This is a genomic window from Borrelia persica No12 (assembly GCF_000500045.1).
GTDB classification, from domain to species: Bacteria; Spirochaetota; Spirochaetia; order Borreliales; family Borreliaceae; genus Borrelia; species Borrelia persica.
In genome coordinates this window covers 1-13136 of sequence record NZ_AYOT01000187.1, presented here as the reverse complement: position 1 = coordinate 13136, position 13136 = coordinate 1, and the positions used below count along the sequence as shown (strand labels likewise).

The window sequence follows — 13136 nt, the reverse complement described above, 5'->3', positions numbered from 1 at the left end:
GTTAGATGTGTTTTTTTGCGCAAGGAATAAACCATCAAACAATTTTGTTATATTTATATATTAACATATTTTTAACAAAAATTAAATATGTTAAAAATTAAAAATTTTACATTATAGTTTAAGAAGATGTGGGGTATCTTGCCGTTCATCATTGTTATACACAGATGATTTTATTTTATACCATCCTTCAAGAAGAGTTATGGTTTGATTGTGTTGCTTACCGCTGTAGAAATATATCATGGTGTATTGTGACGTGTTACTATTTTCTGAAAATCTAAGGTAAACTTTTTTAGTCATAATTTGATTTGGATTCTTATCGCCTACAAGATGAAGAATTATATAAAGGTATATATTTTGTTCTTTAAGATTTCTTGGAAACCTTAGTTCTACTTTATCGCTAGTTATGTCTATTTTTAGTGTTTTGTTGGAAAATTCATTGTAAGAATAATAAAGATCGCTTGTAGGTGTAATTCCCCAGTATTTGAAACCATCAGGAATTCCTTTTAAGTAAAGATGTCCTGATGTTAATTTATACAATTGGTTGTTTTGTGAGTTAAATGCAATAAATTCTAATTTGTTATTTTGATTTGTGTATGATGACATTTGTGATACTATGGTATTTAACTTTGAAGTTAGTTCGTATTGTTTTATACAGGAGATATCTATTTTTTTAATTGTTACTTCGTCTTTTATTACTTGTTCAGTGATTTTTTTTATACTTTCTTTGAGTTTTTCAAAATCAGTGGCTTCTGCAAAAATTTGTTTTAACTTGTCAGTAAATGTTTGAAATCCAATCAGTTCAAAATCGCGTCTTTGTGCATTATAAATTGATATTTTGCTTGAATTTATGTTTTCTCCAGATTGATTTGTATTTTGAATAAGTATTTCTTTAACTGTGTTTAAAACATCATCAAGAGTAATTGTGTTTGATTTGCTTTTAAGACCTATTAGTTTGGACATTGTTTTTGTGTACATTTGTTCTACGTGAAGCTCGTATTCAAGTAGTTCTCTGGATATTATGTCTCTGATAATCCGTTTAAAATATTCAGTACCTTCATAAAATATATCTTTTTTAATTTGTTCAAGTAAATTTTTATATGTAATTGCATATGTCTCTTCAACGATGTCGTCAATGGGAATTAAATCGTTTTCATTGACTTTGATTTTCCTGTTGAAATCTTTTATTTGTATATTTTCTTCTATGTTTTCTCTTTGATTTTCCATATATCCTCCTTTTTATTTTTGTAATGTAAACTTATTTTATCTCTTTAGAATAAGTGTCAAAAATTTTAATAGTCCGCCCAGCAGGAATTAAAGATTTAATAAATCCATAAATTGAATTTTGGAAATCCTTTGGTATGTAATTGGATACAAGTTTTTTCAGTTTACCTTTATGTTTAACCATAATAATTTTTAGCTTTCCATTATGCTTTCCAGCTATTTTAAATTTAATTGGTGATCTTATATTTTCAAGTAATTTTATAATAATCTCGCCAGGTACATTTGGATTGACATTAACCTCAACTCTTGCGTGTAAGAATGCTTTGAATATCAAATGAAAACTTTCATCAGTGCCTATTGATTTTATTGCAAATATCAATGCCTTAAGATAACTTATCAGATCTTTTTTAAGTCCTTTTTTTAAGTGAGATGCATTAAATAGCGATAGCATCAGCAGTGCAATGTATCTTGAGTTGATGCTTTCATCTACATCGATTGAAGCAAAATTTTTACGTAATTCATTAAGTTCTTCTAATAGTTGTTTTTTAAAATCAAGTTCACTTTGTATAATTTTTGCAATCTGTGTATTTTGTAAAAATTGTGGTATTTTATTCATTGTTTATTCTCTGTCTATTATGAGTCTTAAGTTTTCATCAAAAGATAGAAGTTCGTTTTCTTTAATCTCAATGTCATTATCAAATTGAAATTCACTTTCTTTAATTTCCGTTATTTTGGTGTTTAGATTTTCTTTTATGTGAATACCAATCCGCATGCTTTTAAGCCCTTTAAGGCTACTTACAGGACTGAAAAAATCTTGATATCTAAAGGAAATACCCATGTCTTTATATTTCTTTTGGATTATGCTTTTGTATATTTCTCTTATCTGTCCATCTATTTCTCTGTAAAAAGATTCTGTTTCGGTTTTATATAATACTTTTAGGTATGCATATTTGATGAGACCTAAGCTAAATCTATACGCCTTTTTTTGTCCATTTTTGTTTAAAAATTCAAGTTTTATTTGGCCTTCGAATGCTGTGCCACTTGGAGCAGTATTATATATTGCTTGCCAAATTTGCTTTTGTATCTCTTTTGTTATTGATTGTGCTTTGTATTCTTCATCAAATATTATATGAATTGCCATTGTTCCTGGAGAATTTATGATATTTGCGTATTTTATTTGTGGAATTGCCAATAATGATTGTTTGATTGCCTCATCGGTTGAGCTTTTGTGTATGCTTAGAGATTTTTGTAATCTTTTAAAATATTCTCCCCCTTCTCTTAGTGTTGCAAATAATTCATTTAAAGCTTGAATTATTTCCATATCAATGGCAGAGCTTGGGTAATTGACTATGTCAAAAATGGAATCGTCTTTTATAGAGATATTATATTCTTTCTTAAGAATTTCTTTTTTTATGTTTTGTATTTCTTCTATTGATTTTGTGAGTATTCCAATTTCTTTGTCAAATACTATTTTCATAGATTGTATTCCATATTTAAAGTGTCTCCGGCTAAAAAGAATTGTAATGTTATTTTTTTGTCCTTTAGGGAATCTTTTGTTCTGATATTTAATATGTCTATATTTAGGTTTTTTAATGTATTTGCAAAAAAGATTTTAATTTCTTCTTCTTTGTGGATTTTTAAAAGCTTCATAAAGAAATTAAAATCAAGACCATAATTTTTATTATAAAGACTGCCAATAGGTGTTTTTAAATATAAAAGCAGTCTTTGTTTTTGCTCATCTAGCCCGTCTACCATTTTTAAATCATTGTCAAAAATTATATTAAATTCACTATCTATTTTAATATCCATTTTTAATTACCTTAGGTTATTACCTATGTTCCAATTATAACATTTTTAGCAAAAAAAATATATTATTTTTGTTAAAAAAATAGATTTATTTAAATAAATTTAAAATTAATTTTAGTTTCTCAAAATTGTGATAAAATGAATACCAATTTAGATAAAAAATTCTAAATTGTAAAAAAAAGAGACTCTTTGAAACAAAGAGTCTCCAAGGTGAGAAGAATATAAAAATGAGATTCGTTGGTATTTTAAATAAAATCTAACTTCATTGCTTTACATTTTTTTACAGAAACAATATTTAAATTGAGAACAAGCATTGTAATAACAAAATTTGTGATAACAAGAATTGTTCTTTAAATTTAAATCTACTTTTCTTGATTTTTATCAATTTAGCTCTCCTGTGGTACTTGTTTTTTGAAGGGTACCGCAGAAAAATCTTAAGAGAATAAACAAAGATGATATTATTTTATACACTTTATAACACTTTAGCCTTATAATTACTTTTGTTGTATACTTCGTATTATACATTTTTCATTAATGATCCGCAATAATAAAAGTATAAAAATAAATGCTTTTTTTGTATTTTCTGTTATTTGCCTTAATTTACGATAGTAAAGTCATTTAAGTCTAAATTGCTTTAATTTTTTTGTTTAAAAATTAACTATTTAAAATGATTAATAATTGTTGATATCTAGGCTTTTTTATATATGTTTAATAAATGCTTTTTGAGTTTAGATTGTCTTTAGAGTATGCGATCATAAATAAATATCATAAATATAGTCACTAGCAAATAGCTAGTGACATTGTCAATACGTAAGCTTTTGAAAGGGACTCTCAGAAACTTATCAAATAAGTTGCTTAAGCATATGATTTTGTTATTGCTTTCATCTTCTGATGTAAAACTTACCATTTATGCTCTTTGTTGTATTCATCTTGATTATAGTAATCATTGCTGGTATCTTCTTCATCCAAAGATGAGCATGAAAGCATCGTTAGTAACAATAGAAATAAACATTTTTTCATCTTTTATCCTTTATCTTGAAATTATATCAAATATCAAAATATATCTAGTATAATTTTAATGCTACCAAAATATATTGCGAAAGTCTAGAGGTGAAAATTAAATTGTAAGTAATAAAATTAGTGCTATATTTGTAGTTCTATTTTTATAAAAAAATAGGAGGTGAAGAATGAAAAGAAATGATTTATTGACTCTTGTTATGATTCTATTTGTAGGGTGTGATTTAAATTCTGGTCTTGGCTTTTTGGGAGATGTTGTTGAAAAATTTCATGGCAAATCTGTAAATGTTGATGGTGCAATTGGTGATGAGATTGGTGCTGCGATTGGTAATGGTAGAGTTAAGAGAGATTTGGGTGGTAAAGATGAGATAGTTAGAGAAGGTGTAGAGCGTGGACCTTTGCCTAATATTCCTGAAGAGCAATTGCCAAATCCTGGTGATAATGGTAATAACGATTTGGATGATGAGGACATTGATTTGGATAATGATGAGATTGATTTAAAGCAAATTGATTATAATCCTTATTCTTTGAATGATGTGTATAAATTGTTAGATATCTTTGCTGAAAAATCTGAAAAAGTAAGACGTAAAGTTCAAAAAGCATATGATGTTTGGGAAAAAGCTTATAATGCTGACAAACTTGCTCGTAAAGCTTATGAGGATGCTTTTGATAAATTGAAACATTTTTATGATACTGAGGGTGAAGAAAAGACTTTCAATAATCATTTTGAAGTTATACAAGAATTTTATAGAGCACTTGATAATTTTAAACAATCCGGTTTAGTTGTAGATAAGGCTTATAAAAATTATAAGAAAGCTGAGGACTATTCTTTAGCATTAGATTCTAAAATAGATGCAACTATTAAAGTTTTACAATCACCTTTTGTGGATAAAGGATATCTACCATCTGATAAGGAGCCATCTGATAAGGATTTATCTGTTGAGGATTCAGATGATGATGGTTCAGATGATGAGGATTGATTAAATATCTATAAAGATTATATTCATTTATATCAATAAGTTGTCAATAAAAATAAATTGCCTGGAATTATGAATTCTGGGCAATTTATTGACATTTATGGAATCTTTGTTTTGTTCATGAAAATGTTATGCATGCATTTGTCTCTTTTTATCAATTTTGAAAAATTACAAGATTTATTAGAAACATTCGAGCACTAATTGAAGTAGATATTTATAATATTTGCATTTTTATGCTATCAATTTTTGAAAAAAAATATTATCCTTCTACTGATTGATTGGAAATCAGGGTACATTAACTTTATGGTTATATGGTTTGTCTTGTATTTAATATTAATATAAACTTTAGGGTGGAGTGATTTAAGATAAGTTAAAAAAAGGAGGTGTTTGGTGGTTAGAGGAAAATATTACGTTTTATTTGTATTTTTAGTATTAATGATAGGATGTAATTTGAAATCTACAAAAAATGGTGAAACTTCTAGAGAAGGTTCATACAATAAACGTTCCTTTGAGGAGAGAATAGGAATAACAAATTTTGATGATGATGTTGTTGATGATAATTTAGATTCTGCTTTAAATTCATTGAAAATATCTGTTGAACTTAAAAGATTCATTTTGTACTTGGCAAGTATTGCAAGTGATCCGAATATCATTATTTCTGATTTTGATAGAGCATATACGGCTGACGAATTTTATTATTTTTTAAAGAAAATGGACAAGGAGAGTGTTTATAAATTGGTAAAATTTAGTCCAATTTATAAAAAATTAAGTATAGTTAAAGACATTATTGCTACTATTAATGATTCTGAATTAAAATTTGTAGCAGATTCGTGTTTTAAATATTATGTATATGTTTATTCCCTTTCTTTAAAGGAAACATTTAATATGTGTATTGCAAATCAAAGCAATGTACATCTTGATGATAAAGTTAACAAGCATTCTTTTAATTTTGATAATTTTGCAGTTGTTGCAGAGCATATTAAAGTTTTTGATTCTTTTTTTGAGCCATTATCTAATAATCAAAAGAAAGTTTTTTATTATATTTTTGATGTGGTAAGTAATATTAAACGTGAGGATGTCAAGTTTGAGCCTTATCATCCTTGTGAATTTTATGCGCTATTAGGTAAACTTGGTGTTGATGAGGTTAGAAATATACTAGACGTTCAGTTTCGTATTATTGACAAGATATTTGAAATTGAAGAATCCATTTCAAATATTGTAGGCAAGAACATAAATTTAAATGAACAATCTGTTTCTGATAAGCAAGAAGGGGAATCTGATAAGCAAGAAGGGGAATCTGATAAGCAAGAAGGGGAATCTGATAAGCAAGAAGGGGAATCGCACGCTGAAGTTAATATTAAAATTAAGGATGATTTGAAACGAGTAATTAAGGAATTTGCTGATATTAATGCATCATATGATCTTTATTTGAGCAGAATTTTTTACGATCAAAATATGAATAAGATGTATTATAGTAATATGAATAATGTCTTAAACTTTGATTATAATTATTATGATGAGTTGGTTAAACTTAAATTTGATTAAACTTGATATTTCTAGTTTTGTTAGGGATAATTGATGTTGTTCATATTTAATTATTAACTTGCTATAAAATTGAAGTAGCGTAGAAGAGATGTAATGGTTTGATTTTTAGGCTTTAGACCTTTGTTCTAAAGCTTTCATTTATTTTTATGCTGTCTTATAATTATACATAACATATTCCATAAGATATATGTTGATCCTACTAATTTGGATAATCCTCTTTATAAAAAGATTGGTAAGCTTTATGAAGAGATTTCGAATTTTTCTTAGTAAGCATTGATGAATATAGATAAAAGTTAATACTAAATATTGATTAATATTTCATGTAACAATAAAGCTATAGGAGACTATAATTTATAGTCTCCTTTTTATTATTTAGCATACAAAATTAATAATAAAAATTACTAAGCATTATATCCCAATTTAAAGCTTAGTGCTTTTATGTATTTTTTGTATATCATTTTTAAATAAACAAAATAGATTCTATTGTTTGATTAGAATGGTTGTCGGTAATTTACTATTGTTATAGTAACATTTTTATTATACTTTATTCTTTTAATATTTAATAACATTTTGGCTTAAAGTACAATAAATATTTTAATATTTTCAATATGGATAAGTATAAAATTGTATTCATTTTTATTATAAATTTGTATAATAATATTATATTAGTATAAAATACTAATTATAGTAATAATAATTAATTCTTTAAATTAAATGTATTTGGGGGAGGGTGATATTTGATGTTTGGCAGAAGAGAATATAATTCATTATTGGTATTATTATTAGTATTAATAGTAGGTTGTAATTTAAAATCTCCAAAAAGTGATGATAGTCTTGAAAAAAATTTTAATGAAAAAGAGAAAGATGATGATCTTGGATTGGTATTGGAGAGTGGACAGCTTAAAGATCTCCTTAGTATGTTTATGATGTCTAATTTGGATAAAAAACTGATTTTGCACATAAGAGAAATTGTAACTGATTCTAATTTACATTTTCCAGGTTATAAGACATATACAAAAGATGAGTTTTATCTTGTTTTAAGAGATCTGGGTAGAGAAAATGTTTTAAAATTGGTGGCATCAAATGCAAGTTTTCGAGCTTTAAAAGAGTCTGAGGAGGCTGTTGCTGCTCTTAAGAGTGATTATGCTTTGCAAAGGTTAATGTCTGAATTGAAGGAGTATAAGAGAGCATATTTTTTATCTCTAAAGGAAGCTTTTGATAGATTTGTTGCTGATAAAAATAAGGTTTATGATGATGTTATGATTGAAAATCATGCTTCTAATTTTAAAAATCTTGAAGAACAGGCTAGACATGTTATGGTTTTTGAGTCTTGTTATGGAGCATTGCTTGATGAGGATAAACAAGTAATTGAGAATGTTCGTGGTATATTGACCAATGCTGATATTGGTGTTGCTGAGGAATATAAGACTTATGATAATTATGAATTTACTATTTTATTTGGCAAGTTAAATAATCTTAGATTTGGAAATGTTATTAGAATATTTTCTGAAAATCTGCAGGCGTTTAGAGAGGCTAGGGATAAGATTGCAAATGTTATAATGTCAGATAGAAAATTTGTTCTGCAGCGCAAATTGGATGCTTGTGAGAGTGATTATTATTTAAATGTCAAGAGAGCATTTGATTCAGGTGTTGTTGATGATGTTTATGCTAAGTTTATATCTGTGTCCAGTTCTATTATTGATTCTAAATCTGGTGTTCCTTATAGTGTGGTTGATTTTTGCAAAGGACTTGAGAATCATGCCGTTTATATTAATGCCTATCAACTTTTCTTTAGAAATTTGGCAGGCGAGAGACAGAGAGCTGTTGATTTTATCAGAAATGTATTAACTAAATCGGTTGTTTTTGATAATTTAAAAGTATATAAAGATTATGAGTTTGAAGCTTTATTTGGTAATAAAAACTTTGCTGTTGATGAAATTATAGATGAACACCTTTATACTTTGGCAAAAAGAGACGAAGTTGGTCGTATTATTTCTGGTATTAAAGATGTATCTGAAAGAAAGGATAATAAAACTAAGTATGATGACCTTGTAAGTGGGTATTTAGAATATTTAAGACGGTTGTTCAATAATTTTGATCCTATTTCAGTTTCGGTTGAGAATATAAATCATGATTATGCATCTCAATTTGTTAAACTTGGGGCTTATATTAGACAGCAAGGATTTATAAATAAGGTATATAATACATTGTCACCTACTCAGAGTGATATGTTTGAAGAGATATTAGGTATAGTGACCAATCCTGATATTGGTGCTGCTGAAGAATTGAAAACTTATCAAGATTATGAGGTTTTTGATTTGTTTGGTGATGATCGCTTTGATGCTAAAATGTTTATAGATAGTCATAAAGATATTAGTCTTTTGGAAAAACAAATTAAAAGGGAAATTGATGGTCTGCCAGATGGAGAGAAAAAAGCAGACTTAAAGAAGGAGTTTGATACTCTTGCATTAGAATATAAACTTCATTTAAAGAGTTTATTTCATGGGATTGCTGCTGATAATGTACCTACTATACTTGAAATTGATAATTCGTTTTTAAAGCAATTTAATAGTATTAAAAATCGAGTTCAAAAGATTAAACATAAAAGATCAATATTTAAAGACATTTGAAATTGTTAATTTCAAGATGGTATCAAGCCTTAGATTTTTCTGTCTAAGGCTTTTTTATATTTTATATACTATTTATATAAAATATATTTGTTAAATTTACCAAGTTAAATAATCAATTATTTGTATTTAATTGTCTTATTTGCTTTGTCTAATTTATATTATTCTTTAATTAATATATATATTAATATTATTACATTATTATATAATAATATTTCTAGGTGATAAAATTATTGAATGATAATGTTTCTTGTTTTTGTGGTTTGTATTGTTTTGGTTTTTCAAAAAAAGGAGCTGTGAGTGATGGACGGAATAAATCGTAATGTATTACTTTTATTATTGTTGTTTATGTTGTGTGTGGGTTGTGATGTAGATGTCAAAACGGGTGGCAGTGTGGTCATTGATAAAACCGATCATGAGTTATTTATGTTTGTTTTGGAAAATCCTGTTGACAGATTTAATGTTTTACTAAATAAATTTGGTTTGTCTGCAGATGAGCAAATGATTGTTGGATTTATAAGGGAGTCTGTAACTGATCCTAATATTGAAAAGGATATGCATTATGAAACGTATAATGATGATGAGTTTTATGATGTGTTAAAAAAAATGGGCGGATCGCGTATTAAAGATATCATAACATTTTTTGGACCGACTTTTCTATCGCTAAATCGTGCTAAGATTACTGTTTATACTCTTCTTGAGAGTGATCAGGAACGCTTTGAGAGAACTTTTTTAAATTTTGTTGCTTGGTTTAAAAGAGACTTGAAGAAAATATTTGATGAAGATGATGTTCGTGACATATATCGTAATGCTTTTTATTATGGTAATCCTCTTAATACTATATTTATTTCTTTGCGAGCGCAAATTGTAGGATAGTTCAAGTTATATTATAAATACATTATAAATATTGAAAATAAAGTATTCTAATTCTCAACTAGGACTAAGCCTTATGTTTTGTTTCCAAGGCTTGGTCTGTTTTTTTATATTTTCCTATTTGCACTGCTTCTTTGTATTGTAGTTAATATTATTGATTATGTGTTACCAAATTAATTTGGTATTTTTCATTTGCTATTTATTTTTTTTATTGCTATTTATAGTATTGATAATAATATTAAGTTTGAGTCTAAAGTTTAAGCGGTCTTTTTGGCATATTGCGTATGAAAATAGGGTATTATTTGATTTTTTTATTGGAGATGGTAAAGGTTATAAGACTTATAATTATGATGAATTTTATGATTTGTTGAAGAATTTTAAAGAAGATGTATATATGTACTAGGATCCAGTAAACTTAGCTGCAACTTTTAATGAGTTAATAAAATTATAGTTATTTATTAATAATATTGTTAATGTTTCAAGATATATGTTTAAGTAGATTGAAAAAATTAAAATTTCTAAAAAATAAATTTTATGGGTAATTTTATACAAATTCACAAATTTATATTTGATTATTCATAGTATGAGCTATTATTTAAGTTAATTTAATATTAGGTTAATATTAAATTGAATATTAATCTTGATAAAAAATATTGGTATTAATTTATTGAATTGCTATTAAGAGTAGCATTGGTATTTTTGACATTATAAAAATTAGAAGAGGAGATATTTGATGCTTAGAGAAAGAATTTTCCAAATATGCATTTTATTTTTGTCATTATTATTAATATTCTTAATAATAAATTGTGATTTAAAATCTTCACAGTCTTCTGGACGTGGGAATAAAGTGGTTAGATCTGTTTTTGGTAAACCTACAGACAAAGTTGATGAGAATGAAGGAGAGTCTTTTGCCAAAATTCCAGAGCGTATCATAAAACCTTTGGGAGATGATAGCCAGGGTACGGGCGATGGTTTGGAAGCTATTCATATAGATGTTGAACTTGATAATTTGCTTGACAAATTTAATATACAAAAAAGAGACAAAAAAGTGATTGCAAATGTAAAGAAAGTATTGTGTAATCCTGATATTGTGGATAGGTGGGGAAGTGTTTATAAAACTTATGCTGCTGCTGAGTTTCATAATTTGCTTGATAGTTGGGGAGCAGATAAGGTTATTGAGCTTGGAGAGCAGATATTTCCAGTTTTGCATTCATTTACGGTATTGCAAAAATTGATTAATGGGATTAATGATGATATATTCAGACAAGGGTTACTTTATAGGTTGAGTCTTGTTAGAGAAGCTTATGAATTGGATCTTAAGAGAATATTTGGTAATTCTGTTTATGATAATATGCACAAAGATGTTGTAAGATTTATGGATCTCAAACATCAAAATGACTATTCTCAAAGCTTAGAAGAAATTAAAACCGATGCATTAGAATTTGTAAGCCTGATAAATCGTTATGCTAAATTTTCTGATGATGGGCAGGCAGCAATTAGGGCAGCAAGAAAAATAGTAACTGATCCTAATATTGCACGAGAGCAAGGTTATAGGACTTATAGTAATGATGAATTTGATATTTTACTTAGTAGTTGGGGTAATGATCAAATTCAAGAATTTATTAGTATGTATTTGGGTTATGAGCAAAGGAAAGCAGAGATTGATTTGCAGATCAATTCCATTGATAGTATAGACGATCTAGAAGCTTCAGGAGATATAAAATATAGGCTGTTAATAAGCTTGGGCAGGCTTAGACGTAAGATGAGAGATCAATTTTCCCAAAAATCAATTGACTATCTAGCGTATTTAAAAGGATTCTTTAATAAATCTACTGCTATTGAAGTTTATGATAATGTTTTCGTTGCCAGTGATTCATTTGTTGACAATCATTTTTCAAGTATTGTCGAATGTCTCTCTTCAAAGCGTAATTTTGTTAATAGATATAATGGATTGTTGCTTAATGAAAAGGTTGCAATTGAGTGGATAAGAAGGATAGTGTTTGATTCTAGGGTTGCCGAGTTTGAACGTTATAAACAATATACTGATGATTATGAGTTTTATTTGCTCTTGGGAGGGACAAATTCTGATTTTCTTGAAATCATAGATGAACATTTAAAAGTCCTTGATGCTAAGGAAAAGGCTTTGCAGGCTATTCTTAATCTTGGGTTGGATTCTAGTTTGTACAGTAAATGTTTGTTTGAATATAATTGGGTTTCGGAAGAATACACTGTGCATGTGAAAAAATTGTTTAGCATTGTTGAGGATAATGCTTTTGAAATTAAATTTGATCAGGCAAAAGAAAAGGATTATAAAATGGCTTTTTACAGTGTTGAACGCTTGACTCACTTTTATTGATTTGTCCTTGGGTTTTTTTGGTTTTTACCTAAATTTTAATTTAATTAAAAACTTTAATTTTGAAAAAAGGGTTTAAAAACATTTGATAGTGTGTAGGTTGATGTTTTATTATTTTTAGTGTTGCTTTGTATTATAATTAAGTAATATTCAATTAATTCAGTAGTGATGTTGATAATAATATTGAAGGATTATTGATATTTAATTTGTGTCAATATTATTGGTATTGGCATTGATATTGTTGTGATTTTAAATTAAAAAAGGAGTCATCTTATGATGAGAAAAAAAAATTATATTTTATTGTTGTCGTTATTCTCATTGGTACTTATAATATTGATATTGATTTTCAATTTAAGATTCCCCAAAAAAACTCCTGATCTTGAAGATGCATTTCTCAGATCTGGTCTTAGTAGACCTGTATCCGAAATTTGTGAACTTATAGATGTGTCTTTGGCAGGAAAGAGTGAATATGCTGCAGGGATTTATGGTCAAGATTTGAATGATGATTTAGAGATTTACGATAATTTAGAGCCTGTCCTTGTAGATGATAAGCTTAATGCTTTACTTGATGAGCTTGGAATAGAAGAGAAGCAAAAAGTGGCAATTGCGCATATACAAAAAGTATTGTGTGAGCCTGCTATTGGGAGTAATTATAAGACGTATGATAATGCTGAGTTTCGTAGTCTACTGATTGATTGGAAATCAGACAAAGTTAAA

11 protein-coding genes are annotated in these 13136 nt (G+C 27.4%); 7 read left to right on the top strand and 4 right to left on the bottom strand.

The window, feature by feature from the left end:
- Positions 1-111 precede the first annotated feature (111 nt).
- The 4 genes from U881_RS0106290 to U881_RS0106275 are packed head-to-tail and all read right to left on the bottom strand — an operon-like array spanning position 112 to position 3030.
- Positions 112-1224 (bottom strand): DUF685 domain-containing protein, encoded by a 1113-nt coding sequence (locus U881_RS0106290; protein ID WP_024653684.1) that lies wholly within the window; start codon positions 1222-1224, stop codon positions 112-114.
- A 31-nt stretch (positions 1225-1255) separates the two neighbouring features.
- Positions 1256-1837, bottom strand: a complete 582-nt coding sequence (locus tag U881_RS0106285) for a DUF735 family protein (RefSeq protein ID WP_024653683.1) — start codon at positions 1835-1837, stop codon at positions 1256-1258.
- Between the two features lie 3 nt (positions 1838-1840).
- Complete coding sequence (locus U881_RS0106280) at positions 1841-2698, bottom strand: DUF276 domain-containing protein (RefSeq protein ID WP_024653682.1); 858 nt, start codon at positions 2696-2698, stop codon at positions 1841-1843.
- The gene (locus U881_RS0106275; protein ID WP_024653681.1) at positions 2695-3030 is read right to left on the bottom strand and encodes a GPW/gp25 family protein; all 336 of its coding nucleotides are present in this window, start codon (positions 3028-3030) and stop codon (positions 2695-2697) included. Before U881_RS0106275 ends, U881_RS0106280 begins: the two co-directional genes overlap by 4 nt.
- Positions 3031-4214: 1184 nt before the next feature.
- Here U881_RS0106275 and U881_RS0106270 point away from each other — a divergent pair.
- From U881_RS0106270 to U881_RS10920, 7 genes are all read left to right on the top strand, one after another.
- Positions 4215-5024, top strand: a complete 810-nt coding sequence (locus U881_RS0106270; protein WP_024653680.1) for a hypothetical protein — start codon at positions 4215-4217, stop codon at positions 5022-5024.
- Between the two features lie 387 nt (positions 5025-5411).
- Positions 5412-6566: a BTA121 domain-containing protein surface lipoprotein gene (locus tag U881_RS0106265; RefSeq protein ID WP_024653679.1), complete on the top strand. Its 1155-nt coding sequence runs from the start codon at positions 5412-5414 to the stop codon at positions 6564-6566.
- 740 nt (positions 6567-7306) lie between these two features.
- Positions 7307-9196 carry a BTA121 domain-containing protein surface lipoprotein gene (locus tag U881_RS0106260; RefSeq protein WP_024653678.1) on the top strand — a complete coding sequence of 630 codons (1890 nt, stop codon included), beginning with the start codon at positions 7307-7309 and terminating at the stop codon, positions 9194-9196.
- A 300-nt stretch (positions 9197-9496) separates the two neighbouring features.
- A complete protein-coding gene (locus U881_RS10925) occupies positions 9497-10069 on the top strand; it encodes a BTA121 domain-containing protein surface lipoprotein (protein WP_024653677.1) in 573 nt (190 codons plus the stop codon).
- 241 nt (positions 10070-10310) lie between these two features.
- On the top strand, positions 10311-10469 hold the full coding sequence (locus U881_RS12850) for a hypothetical protein (RefSeq protein ID WP_160164810.1): 159 nt from the start codon (positions 10311-10313) through the stop codon (positions 10467-10469).
- Between the two features lie 330 nt (positions 10470-10799).
- Entirely contained in the window at positions 10800-12422 is a 1623-nt protein-coding gene (locus U881_RS0106245) for a BTA121 domain-containing protein surface lipoprotein (RefSeq protein WP_024653676.1), read from the top strand.
- Between the two features lie 270 nt (positions 12423-12692).
- The coding region (locus U881_RS10920; protein WP_038363898.1) for a hypothetical protein at positions 12693-13136 on the top strand (444 nt) is incomplete at its 3' end.

Excerpts from the sequence above, each read along its gene's own strand:
- U881_RS10925 (WP_024653677.1), top strand. The coding sequence starts at position 9,497 with ATGGACGGAATAAATCGTAATGTATTACTTTTATTATTGTTGTTTATG.
- U881_RS0106260 (WP_024653678.1), top strand. The coding sequence starts at position 7,307 with ATGTTTGGCAGAAGAGAATATAATTCATTATTGGTATTATTATTAGTA.
- U881_RS0106290 (WP_024653684.1), bottom strand. The coding sequence starts at position 1,224 with ATGGAAAATCAAAGAGAAAACATAGAAGAAAATATACAAATAAAAGAT.
- U881_RS0106275 (WP_024653681.1), bottom strand. The coding sequence starts at position 3,030 with ATGGATATTAAAATAGATAGTGAATTTAATATAATTTTTGACAATGAT.
- U881_RS0106245 (WP_024653676.1), top strand. The coding sequence starts at position 10,800 with ATGCTTAGAGAAAGAATTTTCCAAATATGCATTTTATTTTTGTCATTA.
- U881_RS0106270 (WP_024653680.1), top strand. The coding sequence starts at position 4,215 with ATGAAAAGAAATGATTTATTGACTCTTGTTATGATTCTATTTGTAGGG.
- U881_RS0106285 (WP_024653683.1), bottom strand. The coding sequence starts at position 1,837 with ATGAATAAAATACCACAATTTTTACAAAATACACAGATTGCAAAAATT.
- U881_RS0106280 (WP_024653682.1), bottom strand. The coding sequence starts at position 2,698 with ATGAAAATAGTATTTGACAAAGAAATTGGAATACTCACAAAATCAATA.